21 protein-coding genes and 2 pseudogenes are annotated in these 23,031 nt (G+C 69.4%); 11 read left to right on the top strand and 12 right to left on the bottom strand.

Going from position 1 to position 23,031, the window contains the following annotated elements:
* Window position 1 precedes the first annotated feature (1 nt).
* From OG562_RS34930 to OG562_RS34915, 4 genes are all read right to left on the bottom strand, one after another.
* A complete protein-coding gene (locus OG562_RS34930) occupies window positions 2-1,450 on the bottom strand; it encodes an amidase family protein (RefSeq protein ID WP_266405290.1) in 1,449 nt (482 codons plus the stop codon).
* Window positions 1,447-2,655, bottom strand: coding sequence for an MAB_1171c family putative transporter (locus OG562_RS34925; protein WP_266405288.1), 1,209 nt, complete (start codon window positions 2,653-2,655; stop codon window positions 1,447-1,449). The genes OG562_RS34930 and OG562_RS34925 overlap by 4 nt, the downstream gene beginning before the upstream one ends.
* Window positions 2,652-3,128: a hypothetical protein gene (locus tag OG562_RS34920; RefSeq protein ID WP_266405286.1), complete on the bottom strand. Its 477-nt coding sequence runs from the start codon at window positions 3,126-3,128 to the stop codon at window positions 2,652-2,654. The genes OG562_RS34925 and OG562_RS34920 overlap by 4 nt, the downstream gene beginning before the upstream one ends.
* A gap of 70 nt (window positions 3,129-3,198) precedes the next feature.
* Window positions 3,199-3,630 carry an XRE family transcriptional regulator gene (locus OG562_RS34915; RefSeq protein ID WP_245237322.1) on the bottom strand — a complete coding sequence of 144 codons (432 nt, stop codon included), beginning with the start codon at window positions 3,628-3,630 and terminating at the stop codon, window positions 3,199-3,201.
* 888 nt (window positions 3,631-4,518) lie between these two features.
* Here OG562_RS34915 and OG562_RS34910 point away from each other — a divergent pair.
* The 10 genes and pseudogenes from OG562_RS34910 (at window position 4,519) to OG562_RS34865 (ending at window position 13,046) form a co-directional block, all read left to right on the top strand.
* Window positions 4,519-5,415 (top strand): helix-turn-helix domain-containing protein, encoded by an 897-nt coding sequence (locus OG562_RS34910; protein WP_266405280.1) that lies wholly within the window; start codon window positions 4,519-4,521, stop codon window positions 5,413-5,415.
* A 2-nt stretch (window positions 5,416-5,417) separates the two neighbouring features.
* Window positions 5,418-6,134 (top strand): hypothetical protein, encoded by a 717-nt coding sequence (locus tag OG562_RS34905; protein WP_266405278.1) that lies wholly within the window; start codon window positions 5,418-5,420, stop codon window positions 6,132-6,134.
* A 160-nt stretch (window positions 6,135-6,294) separates the two neighbouring features.
* Window positions 6,295-6,936, top strand: a complete 642-nt coding sequence (locus tag OG562_RS34900; protein WP_266405275.1) for a WhiB family transcriptional regulator — start codon at window positions 6,295-6,297, stop codon at window positions 6,934-6,936.
* Window positions 6,933-8,526, top strand: a pseudogene (locus OG562_RS34895) (hypothetical protein). The gene OG562_RS34900 and the pseudogene OG562_RS34895 overlap by 4 nt, the downstream one beginning before the upstream one ends.
* Window positions 8,523-8,714 (top strand): hypothetical protein, encoded by a 192-nt coding sequence (locus OG562_RS34890; protein WP_057608355.1) that lies wholly within the window; start codon window positions 8,523-8,525, stop codon window positions 8,712-8,714. The pseudogene OG562_RS34895 and the gene OG562_RS34890 overlap by 4 nt, the downstream one beginning before the upstream one ends.
* Before the next feature lie 85 nt (window positions 8,715-8,799).
* Window positions 8,800-9,036, top strand: a complete 237-nt coding sequence (locus OG562_RS34885) for a hypothetical protein (RefSeq protein ID WP_266405268.1) — start codon at window positions 8,800-8,802, stop codon at window positions 9,034-9,036.
* A complete protein-coding gene (locus OG562_RS34880; RefSeq protein ID WP_266405265.1) occupies window positions 9,033-9,659 on the top strand; it encodes a hypothetical protein in 627 nt (208 codons plus the stop codon). The genes OG562_RS34885 and OG562_RS34880 overlap by 4 nt, the downstream gene beginning before the upstream one ends.
* The gene (locus OG562_RS34875; RefSeq protein WP_266405263.1) at window positions 9,656-11,398 is read left to right on the top strand and encodes a relaxase/mobilization nuclease domain-containing protein; all 1,743 of its coding nucleotides are present in this window, start codon (window positions 9,656-9,658) and stop codon (window positions 11,396-11,398) included. Before OG562_RS34880 ends, OG562_RS34875 begins: the two co-directional genes overlap by 4 nt.
* Before the next feature lie 431 nt (window positions 11,399-11,829).
* Complete coding sequence (locus OG562_RS34870; protein ID WP_266405261.1) at window positions 11,830-12,273, top strand: hypothetical protein; 444 nt, start codon at window positions 11,830-11,832, stop codon at window positions 12,271-12,273.
* An 80-nt stretch (window positions 12,274-12,353) separates the two neighbouring features.
* On the top strand, window positions 12,354-13,046 hold the full coding sequence (locus OG562_RS34865) for a hypothetical protein (RefSeq protein ID WP_266405259.1): 693 nt from the start codon (window positions 12,354-12,356) through the stop codon (window positions 13,044-13,046).
* An 89-nt stretch (window positions 13,047-13,135) separates the two neighbouring features.
* Here the strand turns inward: OG562_RS34865 and OG562_RS34860 are convergent, their stop codons facing one another.
* The 4 genes from OG562_RS34860 to OG562_RS34845 all read right to left on the bottom strand — a co-directional run bounded on the left by OG562_RS34860 (window position 13,136) and on the right by OG562_RS34845 (window position 15,392).
* Window positions 13,136-13,540 (bottom strand): hypothetical protein, encoded by a 405-nt coding sequence (locus tag OG562_RS34860; RefSeq protein ID WP_266405257.1) that lies wholly within the window; start codon window positions 13,538-13,540, stop codon window positions 13,136-13,138.
* A gap of 274 nt (window positions 13,541-13,814) precedes the next feature.
* Window positions 13,815-14,633: a DUF317 domain-containing protein gene (locus tag OG562_RS34855; protein ID WP_266405255.1), complete on the bottom strand. Its 819-nt coding sequence runs from the start codon at window positions 14,631-14,633 to the stop codon at window positions 13,815-13,817.
* 15 nt (window positions 14,634-14,648) lie between these two features.
* Window positions 14,649-14,939 carry a hypothetical protein gene (locus OG562_RS34850; RefSeq protein WP_057608360.1) on the bottom strand — a complete coding sequence of 97 codons (291 nt, stop codon included), beginning with the start codon at window positions 14,937-14,939 and terminating at the stop codon, window positions 14,649-14,651.
* 81 nt (window positions 14,940-15,020) lie between these two features.
* The gene (locus OG562_RS34845) at window positions 15,021-15,392 is read right to left on the bottom strand and encodes a DUF317 domain-containing protein (RefSeq protein ID WP_057608361.1); all 372 of its coding nucleotides are present in this window, start codon (window positions 15,390-15,392) and stop codon (window positions 15,021-15,023) included.
* Window positions 15,393-15,898: 506 nt separating this feature from the next.
* Here OG562_RS34845 and OG562_RS34840 point away from each other — a divergent pair.
* Window positions 15,899-16,531 (top strand): DUF2461 family protein, encoded by a 633-nt coding sequence (locus OG562_RS34840; RefSeq protein WP_266405253.1) that lies wholly within the window; start codon window positions 15,899-15,901, stop codon window positions 16,529-16,531.
* Between the two features lie 2 nt (window positions 16,532-16,533).
* Here OG562_RS34840 and OG562_RS34835 read toward each other — a convergent pair.
* From OG562_RS34835 to OG562_RS34820, 4 genes and pseudogenes are all read right to left on the bottom strand, one after another.
* A pseudogene (locus tag OG562_RS34835) lies at window positions 16,534-16,844 on the bottom strand (hypothetical protein); the annotation flags it as partial.
* Between the two features lie 318 nt (window positions 16,845-17,162).
* Window positions 17,163-18,950 (bottom strand): serine/threonine-protein kinase, encoded by a 1,788-nt coding sequence (locus tag OG562_RS34830; protein ID WP_266405249.1) that lies wholly within the window; start codon window positions 18,948-18,950, stop codon window positions 17,163-17,165.
* A 394-nt stretch (window positions 18,951-19,344) separates the two neighbouring features.
* On the bottom strand, window positions 19,345-20,172 hold the full coding sequence (locus OG562_RS34825) for a sugar nucleotide-binding protein (RefSeq protein ID WP_266405246.1): 828 nt from the start codon (window positions 20,170-20,172) through the stop codon (window positions 19,345-19,347).
* A gap of 11 nt (window positions 20,173-20,183) precedes the next feature.
* On the bottom strand, window positions 20,184-21,005 hold the full coding sequence (locus tag OG562_RS34820; RefSeq protein ID WP_266405243.1) for a bifunctional 2-polyprenyl-6-hydroxyphenol methylase/3-demethylubiquinol 3-O-methyltransferase UbiG: 822 nt from the start codon (window positions 21,003-21,005) through the stop codon (window positions 20,184-20,186).
* Window positions 21,006-23,031: the final 2,026 nt, after the last annotated feature.

Below are 23,031 nucleotides of genomic sequence, written 5' to 3'. Positions count from 1 at the left end.
GTCATCCGCTCCGTGGTGCGATGGCGCCCTCGGCCATCCCTCCGAGCAGGGATGCCAGGTGCTCGGCCATCACGAGCAGGGTCCGGTCCGAATAGGCCGGTCCTACGAGCTGCACAGCGATCGGGAGGCCGTCGGCGCCGTGCGCAATAGGCATGACCAGGCTGGGCAGGCCGACGTGGCTGGTGAGGTTGGCCCAGCCGGTCTGGTCGAAGAAGCTCCGTTCGACGCCGTCGACCGTGAGAGAACGGCTCCCGGCCGGGATCGCCGCGGTGGGAGCGGCGGGCGTAATGAGGACGTCGTACTGGCCGTCGGCGAAGAACCGGTGCCACGTCTGCTGGAGCCGGAGGCGCTCCTCGTTGGCGCGGAGCCAGGTGCGGTGTGTCTGCGTGCGGTGGCGGAGGATGGCGGCCCGTGGGCTCGCGTCGTCGGTGTGCAGGTCACGGGCGGCGGCGAGTTCGGCCGCGCCGGCGGCGTCGTCGGTGGCGGCCGTCGTGGTGGCGTGGAGGAGTTGCTCGAAGAGGCGGAGGGATTCCGCGAAGCCGACCGGCCCCGCAGTGCGGTGGACACTGGCGCCGACGGAGGCGAGTGTCCCTTCGAGGGCGGCGACAGCGTCGGCGGTGTTGCGGTCGACGGGGCAGCTCGCGTCGTCGGCCCACACTGCCACGCGGAGTTGGCCGGTCGGGCGCTGCGCTGTGGGCAGCGTGACGTTCCAGGGGTTGTTCTCGTCGGGTGACGGTGTCGTCAGTGCGGCGAGGAGCAGGTCGAGGTCGCGGGGGTGGCGGGCCAGGGGGCCGGGGGTGACCATGTCGCTGCTGGTGATCCATCCCGGCGGTCGGGGGATGTGGCCGCGGGCTGGGATGAGTCCGTGGGTGGGGCGCAGGCCGTAGACGCCGCAGTAGTGGGCCGGGAGTCGTAGGGAGCCGGCGAGGTCGCTGCCGAGGTCGGCGGGGGTCAGGTGTGCGGCGACTGCTGCGGCGGGGCCTCCGGAGGAGCCACCGGTGGTGTGCTTGGGGTCATGCGGGTTGAGCGTGGGGCCGAACAGGGCGTTGTCGGTGTGCAGGTCCTGGCAGTACGCCGGGGTGTTGGTCTTGCCCATGATGACGGCACCTTGGTGGCGGAGCCGGGCGACCGCGTCGGCGTCGCGGGCGGGCACGTGGTCGGCGAGGTCTTCGGCGCCGCTAGTGGTGCGCAGGCCGGCCGTCTCGAAGCTGTCCTTGATCGTGAGGGGAAGGCCGTCGAGGACGCCGATGCTCTCGCTGCGGGCGCGGCGTTCGTCGGCCGCGTGCGCGGCGGCTCGGGCCGCGCCGTCGTCGCGGGTGACGACGGCGTTGATCTGGCTGGCGTCTATCTGGGCGACGTGCAGGTCCAGCAGTTCGCGGCTGGAGATCTCGCCGCGGTCCAGGGCCTGGAGCTGGACGTGAGCGGGCTGGTGGGTGAGGTCGTTCGTCATGCTGGGACTCGCTCAAGGTGGGGGGCTCGTGCGGGCTGGCGGGGCAGGTGGCGCGCGACGTCGAGGAGAGCGTCGATGTCGTCCATGGGCCTGGCGGTCTGGCGTTCGGAGTCGGCGAACTCGGTGAGCTGGTCGGGCTCCGGGCGGGTGCCCGCGGCCCTGGCCGCGATTCCGGCGAGGATCTGGTCCGCCGTGACGGCCGCGGACAGATCCATTCCGTGAAGCCCTCGGGCCCGGTGACGGGCTTCGCTGGCCTCGCGGACGGCGGCATCGAGGTACTGGCGGATCACGAACCGACCGTCCCGGATCTCGACGGCTCGGCGGTAGAGCCGGATCGAGATGCGGCGGAAACGGCGCCGCTGGGCCGGGTCGACCCTGTCGATCGGCAGCTCGATCTCAGGTGCCTCGCTGTAGAAGGCCAGCCACAGGGGGCGCAGGCCGTAGTAGCTGCGGTACTGCTTGATCCGGTACCGGACGCTCTGGGCCTGGTCGCTGATCGTGGGCACGAGCCAGCCGATCAGCGTGAGCATGGCGCCGACATCGCCGCAGGTCCAGGCAAAGCCTTCCCATTCCGCGAGGGAGGTGTCGAAGGCGCCGGCGATCACGTTGCCGATGCGGACGGCGCTGTATCCGAGGGTGACGGTCGCGCCGAGGGCGACGATGCGCAGGCCGACGCGGACGGACCCGCGAGTGCTGCGGCGGGCCAGGCGCCAGCAGGCGCGGGCGAGGAAGACCTCGCCGATGGTGTAGGCCGTGACGTACAGGGTGAGGTACGCGGCGTACCAGTCGTCGTGCGCGTAGTAGAGCGTGAAGTCGATCGGGTGCGGCGCGTTGGGCGTCAGCAGGGCGAACAGCACCAGCAGCCCGGCGATCACCGCGAAGCCGGCCCAGAGCCAGCGGCGACTGAGCAGGCGGGCTACCTCGGGCGGGGATCCCCAGTAGGTGAGGACCACCTGTTGGCAGGCCAGGAGCGCGACCACGCAGCCCTGCGCGAGGGGCGCGGATATGTTGACGGTGCCGAGCACGCGGTCGAGGTAGTTCCACATCGGCGTGATGGAGAACAGGAACGAGAGCCCTGACAGCAGGAAGACAGCGGCCAGCGCGGCGGAGGCGGGGTCGCGGCGCCGGGTGGGCACGTCCCGCAGGAGGCAGAGGAAGCCGAGCATCGCGACGACGAGGCTGATCGGGTGGAACAGGTCCTTCACGGCCGGGCCTCCCGTCGGCGCAGCAGCGTGTGCGTCACCCGATCCTGCACTTCGTCCCCGGAGGGCTCGTCGCTGCGCAACCACCGGTCGATGATCCGGCGCTGGAGCAGCGATGCTAGGAGTTCGGTGTCTCGCTCCTCGTCCTCGTCGTACTTGGTGCGCCCCAACATCATCTGCACGGTGGCCGGGTCCACGCTGGTGATGAAGGCCGGAGCCAGCGCGGAGACCGGTCGGTTCTCGTGGTGGCCGAGCAGTAGGTGGCTGAACTCGTGGGCGATGATGTGGTCCTGGTGCAGGACACTGGTCCACGGGTCGTAGAAAACGTGGACGGCACTCTCTGTAACGGCACATGCCCCGCACACTGAGGGCGCCTGCTCCCGGGGCTCTAGGACCACCGTCCGTCCCGTGCGGCGAGAGACCTCGTCGCTGAGGTCGCGGATGTTGGTGACGTGCGGGAGCTTCAGCTCGGCCAAGAGGTCAGGCCGGCGCAGCCTACGTGCAGACCACATTGCTTTCCTTGATCATTTACTGAACTGCGGCTGTTTACGCGCCAGTTGAGGGCGGCAACCCCTCGGATTTTCGCACGCTCTCAACGATCCCCAGGACGGCATCCTTTCCGTCTGCGGAGACGTCGGATAGGCGAAGAAGAACGTTCTTGATCTTCGCGTCGCGAAGCAGCGCGAGCAACTCAAGTTCCTGCACGGTCTTTTCGGCGACGGCATCGTCGAACCAATAGGCGGGATCCACGCCGAAGAACCCTGCGAGCGCTTCGAGATGACGCTTCGTCGGGTTATCGCGCTGCCCGGTCCGCAAGAGCCACAGGTACTGCCCCGACAGCTTGCCCAGCCCTCGCTTCTCCATCAGTTCGGCCACTTCAGCGTTGCTGTAAGGGCCGCGATCGGGCGGGTGCACAGTGTCGAACAGGCGGTTTAGACGATCCATGAGCCCCTTGGGGCTCACCTGACCTTCGGCCACTCTTTCATGATCCTTTCGAGGACGGGTTCGTCGTAACTTCAGCCACCCTACCCCGCCATAAACACCAGTTTGACGCGCCGATCACACGTGTGGAAAGTTCTTCTTCACCAGCACGTTTCCGTGTGGCGCGTACCGCCTGTTTCAGGTCGACCTGTCCGTTTCTACCGGCTGGAGTACGCCGGGCGACGTGGCGCAAGCCACATTCGCCCAGCCACATACGTCACGTCTGGCAGGCCGTATTTGATCTTCGATCGGAAAGCACGGAGGCGACCGTGGAAACTCCTCATCCACATCGCTTTTCCGCTGCCGGGAATACCAGACTCCCGCTCCAACTCGGGCACAATGGCAGGCTCTTGGCGCACGAGACAACCGCGGCAACGGTGCACTTCGACGCGAGGACGGACCCCGCCAGGCTCTCTGCGGACGGCTGCGGCAGACGACCGTTCGGTGACTCTCTGCAACCAGTGCAGAGTTTAAGAACCAAGTCTGGATCTTGACACCGGTCCGTGCGTATGTTCGTCGTCCCCGGGCAGCCCGCCTGCGGCGACGAACGTGAGGAGACCGCGAGCACGGACCGGACCGCGAAGGTCCGCAAACAGCGACGGCGCCCGAGAGCGGTAACTCACGGACGCCGAACGCTAAGCGGCATATCCGCCCCGGCAAGGGCGGAGAGTGCCCACCATCACCACGCTGAGTCCTTCCGAGGGGCGCGTCAGCGTGGCAACACTGCAAAGGGGAGTATCGCATGCCTCCTGCCCTGCGTAAAAGGCCCTTCCGCCTGGCCTGCGCGGCAGCCACCACCGCCTCGGCGCCTCAGCGCCCCGAGCCGGACCGCACCACCCTGGCCCCGGCGACCAGCCGGACCCGCCCGCTCGTCTGGAGCGGCCGATGAGCAGCGAAGCCCGCGAGTGGGTGTGGGAGCACAGCTCCAGCCGAGGGGCCGCGCGCCTGGTCCTGCTGTCGATCGCCGACCGGGTGGCCGACGAGCAGTGCATCTCCTGGGCCTCGCTGTCCAGCCTGGCCAAGCGCACCCGCGCCTCGGTCTCCACGGTGCGCGAAGCCGTCGAGCGCCTGCTCCTGGCCGGCGAGCTGGAACAGCTCGATGACCTCGTAGGTCCGCAGCGCAGCACGGTCTACCGCATGCCCCTCGCCGCCGAAGTGGTCGCCCAGGCCCAGCGAGAGCAGCAGGAGCAGGAAGACAGCGACACAGCAGCAGACGAGCCCGCGGGCCCCGCGAAGCTTCGGCTCTCGGCTCTGCGGCGGTACGGAATCCGCCCGCGTGAGGTGCCGGAATCCCCCGCGAGGGTCCGGAATCCGGCAGTACCGGAAACCGGCAGGTCGAGGCGGAAACCGGCACAGCGACGTACCGGCCACCGGCACAGCGATGTACCGGCTACCGGCACACAGAACCGTAGTGAACCTGATTTGAACCGGAGGTACAGCAGTAGTGGTGCTGCCGTCCTCCCGGCTGCCGAGTGGCAGGTCGACTCCGCTACCCACACTTGGGCCCGCCAGCAGGGACACCTCGATCGCCTCGGCGAGCAGGGCCTGCGGGCCGCCGACGCGAAGTGGCGTGTACACCGGGCGGGCCATGCGCCGAGGGCGGCGGAAGCCTGGGCTGCCGACTGGCGCGCCTGGGTCGCCCGGGAGCACGCTCCCAGCCGACCGAACCTCTACGCCGTGCCCGGCAAGAACACCGCCGTACCGGGGGGCATGACGCGGACGGAGGCCCACACCGCCGCCCTGATTGCCGCCCTCGACGAGCCGACCGGAACGGAGGGCTGACCGTGGACCGCCGCGAAATCGCAGCCCTGCTGGCCTACATCGGCCGACTCGACCCCCGCACCATCCGCACCGACCAAGGCGAGGCCCGCGACCAGCTCGCCCAGTGGCACGAGCTGCTCGGCGACGTGCCGATGGCCACCCAGCAAGGCTGGGACGTCCGCGTCGCCGCCCGCCAGCACATCCGCACCTCGCCGTACCAAATCCTGCCCGCGGACCTGGCCCGTCCCTGGGAGAGCTACCGGCGCGACCGCCTGGCGAGGCACTCCGACCCGACACCGTCCGTCGACCCGGACGACCAGGCCGCCTGGACCGCCGAGCTGGTCGGCACCCGCCGCGCCGTCGCCGCCGGTACCGCGCAGCCCGCGCAGGCCCGGGCGATCACCAGCGGTCGCGACGGAGTCGACCCGAAGCTGGAGGCGCGGCTGCGGGAGATCGGCTCCTGCATACCGCCCGCCGCCCGAGCAGCCCTCGCGCCCTACCGGCCCGCCCGCGCAGTCCGTGAGGCCGCTGTCGCGCAGGGACTGCCCGATGCCCTGAGCGTGCGGTGCGAGTGGTGCCTGGCCCAGCCCGGCGAGCCGTGCCGCCGCCGGAGGATCGGCCCCGATGGCGGAGCCCGCGGAACCGCCCCGCGCGCCACTCCGCACCCCGGCCGTCTCGACCTCGCCGCCGCCGAGCAGGCACAGCGCACCGAGCAGGCCCAGCAGCCCGCCTTGGCCTGATCCGGCGCCTCCGGCGCGTGCATCCCGTCCGCTCCACCGCCGCAACATCACCGTCCCGCACCGGCTGCGTCGCACGCCCTGGGCCGCAGCCGGCCCCCGACGCCGCACCCGCCGAGCACCGTCCTAGCCGGCCGGCGCGGCAGCACATCGGAGAGTCGCCTTGCGCCACATCACCACCCACGACGCGCCGGCCACCGGCCTGCGCGGCATCGGAGACACCAGCTGGCACGTCCGCGGAGCGTGCCACGGCATGGACGTCGAGGACGCCGACGCCGTGTTCTTCCCCGGGCCCCGGGATCACGAGGAGATCGCGGAGGCGAAGGAGCTGTGCGGTTGGTGCCCCGTACGCCGCGAGTGCCTGGACTTCGCTCTGGAGAACGTCCTCAAGGAGGGCGTCTGGGGCGGGTTCACCGAAGCCGAGCGGCGCCCGCTGCACGACGGACTGCACCGGCGCCTGGACTACCGGCGCGTGACGGCCTTCTTCCAGGGACGCGACGTGCACCTGACCGAGGCCGAGCGGCAGGTTGTCATCGACCACGCCTACGTCCGGGGCTGGCGGCCCGACCGGCTTGCCACCGCCCTGCAGATCAGCCACAAGCACGCCCGCGACCTGCTCCGGCAAGCGGCCAACAAGGTCCTCGACCGCGACCGTAATTACGGCGTGCCCCACTCCAAGAAGAAGCGGAAGAAGACCTCCAAGGCCAAGGGCACCCCCGGGCCCGCAGCTCCCGGCACTCAGCAGCTGGCAGGCCGCCCGGCAACGTCGACCCCGGCGCAGGCCCCTCTCGGAAAGGCAGCATGACCCATCCCGTCCTCGCCTTCGGTGCTACCGGACCTCCCTCTCCTCCTCGCCGCCGTCGTCCCCGCCGCCCTCGCGCTCGTGCTGACCGCCTGGACTGTCCGGCGCCGGGGAACCCGCGCGCAGAAACGTCTCGGCGGCCCGGCGGTCAAGGTCGCCGCCGTCGCTGCCCTGGGCTGCACCGCCTACAGCGCCGACACCTCGTGGCGGTTCGCGGCCGACTACCTCGACATGGCCGGCACCGCCGAGCGCGCCGGCATGTTCGCCGCCGCCGAACTCGCATTGTTCGCCACCGCGCTGATGGCACGGCAGAACCTCGCCGTCCAGGGCGCCCCCGGCCTGCCGGGCACGCTGGTCTGGGTGATCACGACTGTGCAGGTGATCCCCGCCTACGCAGAGAGCGGCCCCATCGGCGGCACGGTCCGCGCCTTCGTCGGACCGGTCATGGCGGCGATGCTGTGGCACCTGGCCATGGGCATCGAACTGCGCCTGCGCACACCCGGCGCCGCCTCGAACGGACTGATCGCCGTCCTGGGCCGGGAGGCACGCGAGCGGCTGCTGTCCCGCCTGGGCATCGCCGCGCGAGACCGCGACGCCGCGCAGATCACCCGGGACCGAGCCACCGCCCGTGCGGTCACCCTCGCCGCCCGCCTCGCCGAGCGCACACCCGAGCAGCAGCGGAACCGTCGAGGCCGGCGGCTGACGCGACGCCTGTCGAAGGCGGTCGGCAGGGCCTCGGTCGGCACCGACCCCCTCCAGCGGGCACAGCTGCTCGACCAGCTCGCCGCCCGGCGACACGCGCTCGCGCTCGCCACGGTCCCGCTCCCTTCTCCCTGGTCCCCTGCGCACAGCAGCGCATCGGCGGCCACGGTCCCCGCACAGCCGACATCGAATGTGCCGGTCCCCGTCCCCGGTCCCGACGGTTCCGACGAGCCGGTCCCGGACCGAGGACCGAGGACTCCTCGGGGACCGGTCCCCGAGGAGGCGGACCCGGAAGCCAAGGTCGACGCGGGGACCGAGGGCGACGAAACGGGAACGACCGCGGGAACCAAGCCTCCTGAAGACGGCACGGTCCCGAGGACCGAACCCGCCGATCCAGAAGCCGCAGCGCGGGACGCAGCGGCCACGAGGACCGATCGCAACGCGCGAGAAGTAGCAGCTCAGGACTCAGATTCTCATCGGGGACCGAGCCTCGCGAAGTCGGGGACCGAGAGCACCGAGGACCGAGGACCGACCGCCACCGAGTCCGGGACCGAGACCACCCAGGACCGAGGACACAAGGTCCCACTCCGCCGGAAGCCGGCCAGGAAGTCCCGGACGAAGAACAAGGACAACCGTACCCGGTCCCGCTCTCCGCAGACGGAGCGCCCGGCACGCGAGCTGGGCGAGTCCGAGCGCCAGCTTGTCCACGAGGTACGCCCCCACGTTCCCGCCCTGCTCGAACGGGACGGCAACGGAGCGATCACCCGGGTGCAGCTGCGCGAAATCATCCGCCGCCAGGGCCTGACGGGTGTCGGGAACGACCGACTCGGCCTCGTCCTCCAGGAGCTGCGGAACGAGGACATCACGACGACGAGGAGCACCGCCCGATGAAGACCTGCCACCAGTTCGACACCGTCCGCGCGGAGTACGAGCGAGAGATCGGATTCATGCTCGCTCACTCCGAGCGGCACGCGGGCAGGCCGGCAGCGAAGTCCAGCGCGAAGCAAGCTGCCTCCGCGAAACAGCGGATGGCCCGCGCGCTCAACAGCCACGTCGGGCGCTGCCCCGAGTGCGGCTGAACCGGCAAAACCCCAGCTCAAAGCACGTATCCGCAAACGTGGCCCGGCTCCGTGCCGGGCCACCGTCCCGCTTAGGAGGTACGCCGTGATTCCGCGTCCCCCTCGTTCTTCCGAGCCCACCGTCACCGAGGCCGATGCCTGGGCGGACGTCCTGGTCCGCCAGCAACTCCTACACGCCGTCGTCCTCACGCCGACCGGGCAGTGGCTCGTCCAGGACCGCCCCGACGGACCGGTCGGCGTCCTTGCCGGCCCGGCCGATGTCCTCGCGCTGGCCGCAACCATCCAGCAGCGCACCCGCTCCACGAGGCCCGAATCCCGATGACGAACGCACGCAAGAACGGCACCACCCCGGAACCTGATCCCGACTCCAACTCGGTCTCGGGGCGAGCAAGTTGGGGCGGAAGCGTAGCTTCCACCAACCCCGCCCCCAAGTGGGACGGGGAGGACCTGCACCGGGGGGCGCAGGTCCAGGAGGCTTCGACCGAGGGCGGATCGAAGCCGGGACAGGAGAAGAAGCCGACCGAGAGCCGCAGCCACCGCGAGCGCGCTGTGCGCGCTCGTCAGCGTCCGCGTCAGCCTCGCGCCACGAAGCGCCTGCACCAGCCCAACACTCGTTTCAACGAAGAAGAGTTCGCGCTGATCAAGTCCGCCGCCGCCCGATGCAACCTGTCCGTCGCCGGGTTCCTCGCCCGCGCCGCGCTCGCCGCAGCCCGCGACCTCGACCGAACCAGCGCCGAGATAGCCGACGAACGCGAAGTGATCACAGCCCTGTTCGACAGCCGGCGTCGGCTCGGCTGGGCCGGCAGCAACCTCAACCAGGCCGTCAAGGCACTCAACTCCGGCGCGGACGCTCCCCAGCTCGATGCGGCCGTCGCCGCCGTACGGCGGGCCGCCGACACCGCGCATGCAGCCGCCACACGCCTGATCGAACGCCACGGCGCATGATCCCCAGCGTCAACAACGTCGGATCACGGACCTTCGGCCTCCTCAAGTACCTCTACGACACGGGCAAGTACGAGGACCACACCGACCCCCGCCTCGTGGCCTCCTTCGACGGCATGGCCCCCGACCCCGGCCGCGACCCGAACGCCACCCTCGAAGACCTGCAGCAGCTCCTGGACCAGCCCGTGATGGCCCTGCCGAAGCATGCCCGCCCGGCCAAGCACGTCTGGCACACCTCCGTGCGCGCGACGGCGGACGACCGGATCCTGTCCGACGAGGAATGGGGTGAGATCGCCCGGCGGATCGTGGCCGCCACCGGCATCGACCCCGGCGACGGGCAGCCCGGCTGCCGCTGGGCCGCCGTACGCCACGCCGACGACCACATCCACATCGTCGCCACCCTGGTGTGCGAGGACGGCAGCCGCCCCGACGACTTCCGCTCCGGCAAACGCGCCCAGGCCGAGTGCCGCCTCATCGAGAAGGAACTCGGCCTCCACCAGGTCGCCTCCGGCGACGGCACCGCCGCCCAGCGGCCCACCAGCGCCGAACGCCACAAGGCCGAACGCCAGGGTCGCGAGCGCACCGCCCGCGAGGAGCTGCGCGAGACGGTACGGCGCGCGGTGTCCGGTGCGAGGAGTGACGAGGAGTTCTTCGACCGGCTCGCCGCCGCCGGTCTCCTGATCCGTAAGCGCGCCGCGCCCTCCGGAGACCTCCTCGGATACAAGGTCGCTCTGCCCGACGACCTGAACAAGGACGGCGAGCCGGTGTTCTACCCCGGCGCGCGCCTGGCCCCCGACCTGTCGCTGCCCCGGATCCGGGAGCGCTGGTCCGGCGGCACCGGGGCCGAGCCGACTCCACGGAAGGAGGACATGGTCCGTACGGGGCCCGGTGCACCGGCCTCCGCCCGCCGCGGGACGGCATCGGCCGCGTGGCAGGCCGTGCTCATCGTCGAGCACGGCGACGACGCGGTCGCCGCCGCCCACATCGCCGCCGCCGGCGAGGTCTTGGACGCGCTCGCGAAGACCTCCGCCGCACACACCCGCCGCGAACTGCGAGACGCCGCAACAGCATTCGAGCGGGCCTCCCGCTCCCACGTGCGCGCCGTACGCGGGCACGACCGCGCGATGCGGCAGGCCGCCCGCGACCTCGTCCACGGCGGGCCCGCCCTCGGCCGTGGTGAGGACGGTGCCACCACCGCGATGGCGATCGACATGCTGTTCTTCCTCATCACCGCCGCCGCCCACTGGCACGCGAGAAAGGGCCATGCCCAGCAGGCCGAAGCCGCCGCCCAGGCGGCCGGGCATCTGCGCACCGCCTACCGGGCCGCCGCCGCTCAGCCGCTCGGCGTGCTCTACCAGCGGGGCCGACGTCTGAGCCGGCCGGTGCTCCAGCGGCAGACCGTGCTGCTGCGCGAAGCGCTGCCGGGGCTCGCGGAGCGGATCCTCGCCGAGCCCGGCTGGTACGCCCTGGCCGCGACCATCGCGGAAGCCGAAGCCGCCGGCCACGATCCCGCCGCTCTTCTGTCCGCTGCGGTCGGGCGTCGTGAACTCGGCACCGCGGAGTCGGTGAGCGACGTGCTGGTGTGGCGGATGCGGCGGACGGCCGATCTGCCCGCCGACGCCTCGCCCCTGTCCGAGAGCGGCACCGCTGGGGTCCAGTCCGCAACTCGCAGGACGGCCACCCAGACTTCCGCGCCCGGCCGCCGCCGCAGCGGGGAGGAGACATCGGGCAAAGCCCGGTGAGCTCTGCCAGCCGGGGTGCAGCCTCAGCGCACGACCGGGAGCAGGCGTACCGCCACCGCCCCGCTCGCGACCCAGCATGGCCGTACGCCACAGCGGACCCCGGCGGCGTTCAGGCCCGCGTTGTGGGTCACGGGCGCTGTGCACACTCAGGAGGAACGCAAGGGCGCAGGTGCGGCGACTCGAGCCAGTTGGCGACGCGAAGTTGGGCGGTCGAAGCCGACGTGGCGTGTTCGGGCACGCCGAGGGGACAGCACTCATCCGCTCGGAGACACGCGCCGTGCCCACTCGTCATCCGCGCCCCCAGGAGGCGGAAAACGCCTGATGACCTGCTCGAAGGCGACTGTGGACTTTGTGAATTGAAACCGCCGGGGGCGTGGGGCACGATCATGAAGCGCGCATGACGAGGTGACGAGGTAGAGGAGGACGCCAGGGTGTTTCAGCGAATACGCCGCCGGGCCAAGGAGCCCAGCGAGGAACAGCGCCGGTTCTTCGAGCTGTCGGCGCGGCTGCAGAACGAGGTCCCGCCCGGGATCGGGGTGCCGCCGGCCGAGCCGGAACACATCGAGCCGACCGCGGTGGTGGACGACTTCCTTCCGCCGGAGTTGCGGGTACCCAGCCACGACCAGGTCGACGGCACCATGATGCCGTGGAAGCAGCCGCTCGTCCTCGACGGCGAGATGGTCGCCTGCGCCGAGTGCGGCGCGTACCGGGACTGGCTCATCCTCTCCACCCGCGACCAGATCTGGCTGCGGTGCCGGGTCGGTCACCAGCAGCAGGAAACCCGCCTCGACACCGCCTGGTTCAACCGGAACCGCGGACCGGCGGACGCGACGCACGCCACGTTCGAGGACTGCCTGCGCCACCTCGGGCACTGACCTCCACTCCCTACGACCCCACCGGGCCCGCGGGCCCGCACTGACCACCCGTCGTCCAGCACCAAGGGGTCAGTTCCGTCATGCGCGTTCGCGTCGCCACCACCGTCCTCGGCATCACCGCCGCCCTCCTCACCGTGGCCGCCTGCTCCACCGACACCACCGGCGCCAAGCACGCCACCGCCGCCACCGCTCGGACCGGGTCGCCGGCCGACACAACCCAGGCTGCTCCGCTGACGTCGGCCGCGCTGGAGACGCGCCTGCTCGACCAGCGCGACCTCGGCAGCGGCTACCTGCGCAATCCGGAGCGCCCCGCCCACCACGACGACGTCACCGTCATCGGCTGCCCAGCCCTGAGCGAACTGGGCGGCGACGCGGCCACCGGCGCCACGCTCACCTTCCCCCGCAAAGCGAAGACGGCCTTCACCTACGGCGGCAGCTCCTCAGAGTTCTCGGAGGAGTTGTACAGCGACGGCGCGACCAAGCTGTCCGACGGCATCGGCCGGATCTTCGACGCCATGACCGGATGCCCTACCTACCAGGTCGTCGCGGGCGGCACCCCGATCGACATCGCTTCGCAGAAGCTGCCCGCGCCCCACGGCCTCGGTGACGAGCAGTGGAGCCAGCTCCTGACGTTCTCCGCCGGAGGACGGAGCACCGTGGTCAAGCAGACCGCGATCCGCGACGGCAGCCTGCTGCTGATCGTCTCCGGCTCCCCGGCCCTCGTCGACCGCCACCTCGACAAGGCCCTCACCAAGGCCACGGCAGCCAGCTGACCGGCCTCGACATACTGCTGCCCCCGACCAGGACGGTCGGGGGCAGCAGTGCTGTGCTTGTTCCGCTTTGACGGACACCAGTGCGGTGGTCAGGCTGCGGTTCCGTACATCCAGCGGCGAACCACGGTGTAACCGTCAGGAAGCTCGTTCCCCGTCAACTCCCTATACCTCGCCTTGGCCTCTTCGCTGGCGTGCTGACCGGGAGGGAGCCTTCTGAGGAAGGGGTCGCGGTCAGGGGCAGGCGAGGACTGGCGAGGCTGCTCCGTAGCTTCATCGTCGGAGGCCGGTTCATAATCCGCGATGTCCTCGACCTCATGCCTTGTGGAGCCCTGCCTTGCGAGGTAAGCGACCACGGCCAGACTTACGCTCAGAGTCACACCGCCGATGACGCGGATCTTCGGCTTGTGCTTCGCGTACCAGCTCTTCGACTTCTCGTCAGAGGGCGCGGGCTCGCCATCTGCGGGAGTGCGTTCACCAGGCGTGGAGTCGTCCATGTGCACACATCTATCGGACCCAGCCGCTACCTGTCAGGCAATCAACCGACATCACCCGATCCGCTTCAATACACCGAGCAGACCCCCGCTTCACCGCACTTCCCCGCCTTGGGGCCGGAGACGATCACCGGGCAGGCCCGACACCCTGTACTCGTCGCCCCGGTCGCCGTCCTCCGACTCGATGGCTCGCCCGAGCCCCGGAGGGAAATACCAGAAGCCCGGCCCCTGTTCGGGGACCGGGTTTCTTCCGTCTGGTTAGGTGCGCCGTCGATGGCTAGGCCGGCGCCCGCAGCAGTCGCTCCCGGGTGGCCTCGGGCAGCACCTGGCGCAGGACCGGTGCGGTCGAGCTGAGGGAAGTGGCGAAAGCTGCCACGAGGTCGTGCGGGGCGCTGGCTCCGAAGGAGGCCGCCCACAGGCAGGGGGCGCCGAGCGCGGGCTCGGCCCATGCCTGCCATCCGACTGGTCCTGGCTCGTCGGCCTCGGTCGTCAGGGCGCGCGGGTCGGCGTCCTGGATGAGGGGCGGTACCTCGCCGAGGCTGATGTGCGAGGTGAACGTCGGGTCCGTCGCTGCCGCGTCGGGCTGGTCGATGTCGCGGAGCCAGCCGTGTGCGGCTACGGCGTCGAGGACCAGTTCGGGTCCGGCGAACGGCACGGCGGGCTGGTCTCGGGCGTCGAGCGCGACGAGGAAGTCGGCCACAGCCTCGCCTGGGACGTCGGTGGTGAAGTAGCACGACCACGACGCGAGCGGGCTGCTGGTGTCCGCGCGGGCGGAGATCTGCCAGGCGATCGGCAGGTCTCCCAGGTGGAACGGCTCGTCCGCCAGGCTCCACTGCGCCCATCGGAGGGTGTCGGAGCTGATGTGCAGAACGGTGCTGCGCAGGACCTGGCGGTCCTGGGGTTCCTCGTCCGGCTCATGACGTCCGCGGACAATCGTCAGGCTCGTCCAGCCCAGACCGGAGAGCGTGTCGGCAACGCCGTCGTAGAGGCATCCGTCGTCACCGGCCAGATGCCGGGGGCCGACCCAGAACGCGGGCTGGCCGCCGGGCGGAATGGACGGGTCGGGCGGGAAGTCGGGGTACAGGGGCGCCTCCAAGGGGTCGGTGCGGGTCTAGTTGCCGCCGGCACGGCGGCGGGGGCGGCGCGGGGGTGCCTGGACGGGGCCCTGCCAGGTCAGGGCGATGGCGACCTCGGGCGGCAGATGTCCGAGCTGTGCGTCCTCGTCCCGCCCCTCGGCGAGGTAGACGACGGTCCGGCCGGTCTCATCCACGGACTGCACGACCTGCGCCAGGCGGTGCGCCATCGGAAAGAAGGGGTTCATGGCCTGGCGGACCGGAGCATCCCGGTCGCAGGCTGACAGCAGGTCGATGAGATCACCGACGGTCATCTCCGGGGTCGTCACGAACAGCCTCCTGGGGTGAGCGGAAACAGTGAGCGGTGAAAAGGGCGGGGCCCGACATCTGACCGGCCGCCCGGGCGAGAACTACTCGTGGGCGCGCTGTCGTACACGACGTGAGGTCTCCAGCACACGCGCCACGGCGGCGGCGACGATGTCGGCCGGCGTCTCGATGTCGAACGACAGGTGGTAACCACGCACCTTGGCCGTGCCGGACACAGCGATCTTCCATCCCTCACCGTCCGTACCGGGACGGCCGAGCGGGAACCAACCGAGGTAGAACCGGCCGTCCTTCGAGCTGACGTGCACGTCCGCACGGTCGTCCACAATCAGGTGGAAGTCCTCTGCGGAGAACTGGTCCATCACCAGCGTGGGCTGGCCGGGTCCGAGCTGCCACTCACGCAGCCGCAGGGCTTCAACGGTGGTAGCGAAACCGGAGCCCACGGGCGCTACGGTCACGGGCAATCACCTCTCTGACCTGGGGTTTCTTGCAAGGTCGTCTAGGTTGACATGCCCTCACGCACGTTGGCCAGTCTTTCCGCGATCTTTCCTGTCTGCCCCCGGCGAACTGCTGTCCTTGGACAGCGAATCCAGTCGTCCGCCCCGCGCTGACCTGCGGCGACTAACTTGATTGACAAGGGCGTCGGTGAGGCCGTCCCCGCTCACCACCGCTATGACCTGCGACGACTACGTTGGATGGCAAGGAACTCCACGGACTGGGTTCGATGTCGGCGGACAACTGCTGTCCTTAGACAGCTGTGGGATCTCAAGTTCGGCTGCACAATCTCACCGCCCGCTTCATATCGGCTGCACTCTCCGTGCTTCTCGACGAACTCGCCCATCGCGAACGGCACATCGAACTCGCCGGTGAGCCCCACCGCAGCACCTCCCACCTTGTCTGAGATTACGCCTCCCTACCCGTCTCACTCTCGGCGCGCGGATCACGGGTGAGCTAACCTGCGCGCATGGGCGGACAGTTCACCGGCTGGCCGGAGCAGTCCATGGACGTGTTGTGGCAGCTCCAGGGCGAGCCGACCCACGCGACCCGCGAGCGCTACCGCGCGGACCGCGAACGCCTGGTCCGGCAGCCGATGATCGCCTTGCTCAACGAGGTCGCGGACACCGACCCCCGGTACGAGGACTTCTCCGTCTGGCACTACCGCACCAACTCCTGGTGGTGGCAGCACCAGTGCGCGGTGATCCGGCTCGGCCGCAAGATCGAGATCGGTCTCCGGTTCTCTCTGGACGGCCTGCGGATCCAGGGCGCCTGGTGGTACCCCGATCCCGGCCAGGTGGACATGTTCCGCAAAGCCGTGGCCTCCGAGGGGAGCGGCCGCGAACTGTCCGCCATCGTCGCGGACTTGCGGAAGAAGGGCTACGACATCTCCGGGGACGTGATGAAACGCCCCCCGCGCGGCTATCCGACGGACCACTCCCGTACGAACCTGCTGCGCCACCGTTCACTGATCGCCGCCCGTCCCCTCGGCTGCGAGCAGTGGCTGCACACCCCCGAGGCGGTCGACCGGGTCCTCTCGGCCGCCGCCGACCTGGACGCCCTGCTGATGTGGCTGGTCCGCCACGTGAAGCGCGCCGCCTGACATCACGAGGGCACCACGCGGCACGAGAGGAACCACACCCGTGCCGCCGGCCCCCGCACTCTGGCGGTGATGCGCACGTTCAGCGCCGACCGGTCGTCCATCGCCCGATAACCGTCCGGCATCTCGGCCAGGGGGACGGCACCGTCGAAGACGGGCCCCGGAGAGCGCATCCGCCAGGAGTTTGGGAATGCGGGCGCGGACCGGGGCGATGCCCCCGCGCAGCGTGATGTTGCGGTCGAACATCAGAACGACCTCCGCATTTCCCGCCGTACGGCACCCCCACACAGCCGACCGCACAGCCGTCCCGGGTGATAGCGGGCCGTGAGACACCGCAGGTCAGCGATCTGCCCGTCCGGAGCGGCCTCAGCAAACCTGGCGGGGATGCACCGCGAGCCGAGACAACCGCAGATGAAGCAGCGTGAGACACCGCGAGAAGTCGCAGATCACAGCCTCGGCGTATGCAGCGAAGCGCGAGACCTACACAACTGTGGGATCTGCGACACCCCTCTCTATCGCTCACGTGTTGGTGCTCGAAGCAAGGGCCGACACACCCTCGAACCTCTGGTAGAGCCTCCAACAGCCTTGCAGGAGCTCTTCGACGAGATAGGCCATCCGCACCTGCTCCGGAAAGTTACGCGGTGATGGTGTCCAAGAGCTCCAGCGGAACGGGCGCACGTGTGCTCACGGCGTTAATCAGCTCGGTGCCGAACGGGCCCGGGTGGGGTTTTCCGAAACATTCGTACGCCAAGTCCAGCAGCACCTGGTGGCTGACAGGCGGGTCGGGGATCGCTGCTCCCCGGGCACGCGCAGTCGTTCCGTCGAGCGGAGCCCGCCGGTGGACAGCTCTTTCATGTAGGCGGACCCACCGGTCGGCGCGCTCGATGGCGCTGGACATGAGGGTCCGGCCGTCTTCCTGGTCGGGCTCGGACTCAGGGAGGTAAGCGGCCTCTTCCTTGCGGGCCCATTCCAGGAAGTGTCCGGCCCCGGCCGGATCGGACCAATGGGTTCCCCGGCGGAACGAAATGGCGGCCAGGCCCTGGATGAAGGCCCACTGGAAGGAGAGCATGGAGAGCGTCCTCATGGCCTCGTCCATGTCCCTGTCCGACGCGTTCTCGGCGATATGGATCAGGGCCTGCTCGCGTGCGACCGGATCCGAGATTCTGCCCAGCCAGGACATGGCCAGCTTGGTGTCCCCGATACAGATCATCAGCTTGGCCCACGCCTGGTCGGCCTCCTTCCCGGGCGGACGACTCCGGACCGCTGCCATCTCGCGGTTCATGTCGAACCTCGGCAACTCGGAGACCTTGCGCGCGAACCACTGGATGTGACCGAACCGTTCCGTCGCTGCGGCCACCAGGCTCGACACCCTTCGCGGCGCCAAAGTGTTCCAGCACAGGGATACCTCGCGGAGCGCGGCCATGAAGGCTGCCGGATCGGATTCCAGCTCCCACATCCGTGACTCGGCGGCCTCCACCAGCTCCAGAGCGAGCGCGGGACTCACCCGGGTCGCCAGATAGGCCGCTTGGGCGAGAGTGAAGACTTCCGTCGAGGTCCTGACCCGCGCCAGGAGCCCGGCCACGAGTGGGCCCTCGATCGGGTGGCCGCCGAGCGCCTGGGCCACGGGGAGGATCCCGCCGGGCAGGTTCCGGATCCGCGACAGCACCGCCGACACCTCCCGCGCTGAATTCGGGCGCCGTGCCGGGTCCTTCTGCAGCAGCGCGGCTACGAGCCTGTCCAGTTCGAAGGGGGCATCGGCGCGCCGGCTCCGTAGTGGAGGTGCCGTGACCTCCAAGTGCTGGCGCATCAGGAAGTGCTGGTGACCGCTGAAGGGCGGGGACCCGGTGAGCAGCGTGTAGAGCACGCACCCGAAGGCGTACAGATCGCAGCGGGCATCGACCTGGGCGCCGCGCCACTGTTCGGGAGCCATGTATGCCGGGGTACCGAAAGCCTGTCCTGTCACCGTTAGGCCGGTGGTCGAGTCGGCGGTTCGGGCGATGCCGAAGTCGCAGATCCTCACGCGTCCGTCGGTCTCGCGGAAGAGGTTCGCGGGCTTGAGGTCCCGGTGTACGACGCCTTCCTCGTGCGCGGCGGCGAGTATTTCGGAGATCTCCAAGGCCAAGTGCACGGCCTCGTGCAGCGGCAGGCCCCCGGGCGTCCGGTCGAGCAGCGAACTCAGGTCCGAGCCCTCTAGGAGTTCCATGACGATGAACGGCTGCCCCGCGTCCTGACCTGCGTCGTACACGGGGACGACTCCCGGGTGCCGTATCCGCGAACCGATCCGGGCCTCGCGGCGGAACCGGGCCACAGCCTCCTCGTCCCCCACCTCGGCCAGCAACAGCTTCACGGCCACGAACGCACGCGATTCCAGGTCGTGGGCCTTCCACACCTCCCCCATGCCTCCGCGGCCGATCTGTTCCACCAGGGCATATCTCCCCGCCACCTGCTCGCCTGCCCGCACAGCACCCCCAAGTCCCGGCCCACCCGTCCGGAAGCGTACCCATGACCGCCCGCCCACGGCTCCCAGAAGGCGCACCGAACGCCTGGCATAGTTCCCGCGTCAGAACCGACCTAGGAAATGGCCACGCTCCTGAGACAGAAGCATGGCCATCGGTGTGAGACAGAGCAGAGATCGGCAGGTCACAGCATTGGTGCATGCCGAGCGCAATGAGATCCCACAACAGCGAATCCAGTCGTCCGCCCCGCGCTGACTTGCGGCGACTAACTCCAGTCGCTGCTATCGAACCGAGTCGTGCCGCATCCGGCGTGCCCAGAACCACGAAGCGAAGGAGGGCCGACGCCATGCCATCGGCCTTTCAGGCTGTGGGGACGAGGAACTGGTGCGCGCCCCGCAGCGTGGTGCGCAGCTTGCGCTGCGTCGAGCGGCTGTCGAGGCGGATTTCGAGGGGCCCGGGAAGGGTGCTGTCGGCCCGCAAGCCGGTGGCCAGTCGCGATGCGTCGAGTCCGTCGCGTCGGGCGATGAGCACGCCCAGTTCGTGCCGGCTGAGAGCCTGGTTCCCGCCGAGGTGGTGGACGCCGGTCGTGTCGCCCGACGCGAGTTCGAGGAGCGCTGCGGCCAGATCACTCGCGTGGACCGGGCATCGGAAGTCATCTGTGAAGAGGACGCCTTCGCGGGTGCCGGTGACCAGTTCGTGGACAGTGCGTTCGTGCTCGGACTGTCCGTCGCCGATGATCAGCGAGGTGCGGGCCACGGCGGCGTCCGGATGGAGCAGAAGCACCGTTTCCGCGGCGGCCTTCGCCGCTCCGTACGGGGTGATGGGGTCGGGCCTGCAGTGTTCGTCGTAGGGAACGTGACTCTTGCCGGAGAAGACGGCGTCGGTGGAGACCTGGATCATTCTGCTTCCGGCCTTCGCCGCGGCGATCGCGAGGCGGACGGGTCCCTCGGCTGTGACTGCCCAGTCCGCCCCGCCGCTCGATGCATTGACGATGACGCGAGGGTTCACCTCGGCCACGACCGCTTCCACGCTCCCTGGATCCCGCAGGTCGAGGCGGCGCCAAGTAACCCCCGGAGCAATGCCGGGCCTGGTCGTATAGGTCGCGGCCGTCGGGCGCCCCGCCGATAATGCTTGCCGGACCAGCTCGGTGCCCAGGAACCCGGACCCACCCACGATCAGCAGCGTCATGAGGCGGCACCCTAGACCGGGCAGGGCCCGGTGATGGCGAGAATGTGGGCGGAGGCATCGGTGAGGGCAGCGTGCGGGTCCGCGATGCGCGCCGCGGAGAGGGCCGCTTCGTACATGTCCGTGCCCATGAGGTTGGCGCTGGTGTACTTCTCGATGGCCTTGACCGCCACCCAGCCGGGTCCTTCGATTCCGTAGAGGCGGGGATCGGTAAGACCGGCCTCCGTGACCTCCGCGCTCAGCTCGGCGGAGGTCTGGAAGTAGGCGACGGTGAAGCCGCGCTGTCCGGCGTAGCGCCCCTGGGCCAGGGTGTCACGGACCCCGTCCTGGATCGCGGCCTCGGTGATACCGGTGGTCGCGATGTAGTCGAGGAGGGGCGAATACCGGGAGATCGCCGCCGCGGCGATGAGTCCGCCAGGCCGGGCCACGCGTGCCGCCTCCGTCAGCGCGGAGATCCGGTCGGTCTTGTCGTGGAGGTGGTAGAGCGGGCCGAGAAGCAGAACGACGTCGTACGTCCTGTCCGCGGCGGTGAGGCGGCGGGCGTCGCCCAGCTGGGCCGTCACGCCGTCGATGGCGGCTGCCTGGGCGACGTGCTTGGGGACTGGGTCCACGACGTGCACCATGTAGCCGTCGTCGGCCAACCACCGGGCGTGCGTTCCGGGACCACCGCCGACATCGAGCACGCGGGCCGGCGCCGGCGGGAGGTGGCGGCGCAGTAATTCGCGGGTGCGCGCGAACTCCAGGGTGCCTGTGGCAGTGGTCTGCAGCCGTGCGGCTTCGTCGGACCGGGTGTAGAAGTCGATGATCTCCGGGCGCACGGCAGGGTTGCTCGTCATCGGGGCGTCCTCGTCAGGAGGGGCTGTCGGTGTCCGGCAGGGTAGGGGAGACAGAGAAGTGATCACTTTGATTTTCGGAGGCGTGCGACGGTCCGGCCCTCACCGCCGCTGCCACAGTGCCCGGCTCATTCTGACCGTGGCAGGGCCACCCATTCAGTCCTGGATGCGAGGTTGTGGAATCGCGGCTGGTCGTGGCACACCAAGCCGACGAGGGAGCAACTACCGGGTCCGGTGGGTACAGGACGGCAAGAAGCGCACGTTGGCGGTGAGCTACGACCTGCCCAGCGCGTAGGACTGCAGGAGGACGCTGGAGGCCGAGAGCGCCGGCACGGACATCAACATCGTGAAGGTGCAGCCGGGCCAGTGGGTGCTGGCATCCATGCGTGAGCGGTCACGTGGTTGTCCGGCGGGCGCTGCTCCGGATGAAGAACACGGGGACCCGTGACCACCGTCCGGGCCGCTCGTCAATTCGTGGATGGTCTCGGCGGTTCAGATGGACCTACGCGGCCTGCGTGAACCGCTCGATTGGGTCGGTCGGCAACACCCCTGGCCACGGACGTGGACCAGATTGTGTGCCTGGTGATGCCCCTTCGCGAAACCAACCCTTCGAGCGCTCTGCGGGTTTCATCACCAGGCCGGATCGACGCACGAGGGGCGCCCTCGCGCTGGCCGATAAGCGGCGGCGCATGGATCACAGGTTCCGCAGGACCGAGGGACACCGGCCTTCTGTGAACCGACGAGGGTCTATAGCTCAACTGGTAGAGCGCCAGTCTCCAAAGCCTGTGACTGGTGGGGGTTCGAGTCCCTCTCGGCCGACATGGATATCTGGTCGTAGCTCTGGGTTGGCTGGCTCGGGGCGTTCGGTGCGATCGAAGGAGTCACCATTGTCCCCGATGACCGAGGAGACACCCTCTCCGAGCACGTCTGGAAGTGGTTCGGTATCGGCCGACACGACGAGCCCCGACCGGCAGTCACCGGCACCGTGCGTCTGCGTCGCTTCGTGCTCCTCGCCTTCTGCGCCTGGCTGTCGGCTCAATTCCTGACCGGCGGCATCTTCTAGGGGTCGTTGTCGCTCAACTCGCGATGCTCGTCGGGGCCGCCGAAATGAGGACCACGCGGCACACAGGGCATTCGCTAGCTCGGGCAGCTGTCTCGCGAGCGAGGTCAGCATCGTTACGAACAGGCTCAGAATGCCGAATGCCCCGAGGACAAACAGGGTGATGGAGTTCCAGTCCATCTGTTAAGCGCCTCCAGCTCGACGGGCCGAACTGGAAGCAGGCAGCCTCAGTCCGACCACTAACTTCGTGGTTGGTGCTGAGAGACTGCCGACGCGAGCAATCATCCAGGTGGGCGTTGCAGCGCCCGTCTTACTCTCACCCTTCAGATCGTGGCCCAGGTGCCTTCAATAAAAAATGCGCCAGAAACCGGCGGGTGCGCGCGTCTCGCAGCAGCCCGTTAACTGACCCATTTAATAGCCGACCGCGAAGACCGGTCGGACGCACGAAAGGGCAGAATGACCTGCCCTCTGTCCGCAGGAGCAACGCTACACAACAACGGCCAAGATCGCCGGAGTTGAGGTGATCTGATGCCCGACCCCGTGCCCAGCCGTGCAGCTGCCCTGGCTCGCCCCCGCGAGCGCAAGGGCGGCGACGTTCCGTCCGTGACACGCGGACTGGCCCGGCCCGTCAAGGTGTATAAGGCGGACCGGAATTGGTATCCCGTGAGACTCCCTGAAGGAGTCCAGTCAGGCCAGCTTCTACCAGCAGTCCGACTGGGAGCTGGCCTACTCGCTGTGCGAAGACCTCTCCTACTACAAGAAGTAGGGCAAGCGGTCGGGGCAGATGCTCCAGGCGATCTACTCCGCATTCGAGCGACTCCTCCCCGCCGAGGGCGACCGGCGCCGCGTACGCATCGAACTACACGAGCCCGATCCCGAGGTCAAACGCCTCGATTGGGTGACAGAGCGACTGGCTTCGTTGTCCAAGGTCAACTGCCGTTCCGAGTCATTTCGCGTCGACCTCACCAA

Origin of the sequence: Streptomyces sp. NBC_01275, from assembly GCF_026340655.1 — a bacterium.
Classification (GTDB): domain Bacteria; phylum Actinomycetota; class Actinomycetes; order Streptomycetales; family Streptomycetaceae; genus Streptomyces.
This window is presented reverse-complemented; position numbering and strand designations above follow the sequence as displayed.

What these genes read in the sequence shown, in the direction of transcription:
- OG562_RS34930 (WP_266405290.1), bottom strand. Translation starts at nt 1,450, where the DNA reads ATGACGAACGACCTCACCCACCAGCCCGCTCACGTCCAGCTCCAGGCC.
- OG562_RS34910 (WP_266405280.1), top strand. Translation starts at nt 4,519, where the DNA reads ATGAGCAGCGAAGCCCGCGAGTGGGTGTGGGAGCACAGCTCCAGCCGA.
- OG562_RS34890 (WP_057608355.1), top strand. Translation starts at nt 8,523, where the DNA reads ATGAAGACCTGCCACCAGTTCGACACCGTCCGCGCGGAGTACGAGCGA.
- OG562_RS34880 (WP_266405265.1), top strand. Translation starts at nt 9,033, where the DNA reads ATGACGAACGCACGCAAGAACGGCACCACCCCGGAACCTGATCCCGAC.
- OG562_RS34875 (WP_266405263.1), top strand. Translation starts at nt 9,656, where the DNA reads ATGATCCCCAGCGTCAACAACGTCGGATCACGGACCTTCGGCCTCCTC.
- OG562_RS34865 (WP_266405259.1), top strand. Translation starts at nt 12,354, where the DNA reads ATGCGCGTTCGCGTCGCCACCACCGTCCTCGGCATCACCGCCGCCCTC.
- OG562_RS34860 (WP_266405257.1), bottom strand. Translation starts at nt 13,540, where the DNA reads ATGGACGACTCCACGCCTGGTGAACGCACTCCCGCAGATGGCGAGCCC.
- OG562_RS34840 (WP_266405253.1), top strand. Translation starts at nt 15,899, where the DNA reads ATGGGCGGACAGTTCACCGGCTGGCCGGAGCAGTCCATGGACGTGTTG.
- OG562_RS34825 (WP_266405246.1), bottom strand. Translation starts at nt 20,172, where the DNA reads ATGACGCTGCTGATCGTGGGTGGGTCCGGGTTCCTGGGCACCGAGCTG.
- OG562_RS34820 (WP_266405243.1), bottom strand. Translation starts at nt 21,005, where the DNA reads ATGACGAGCAACCCTGCCGTGCGCCCGGAGATCATCGACTTCTACACC.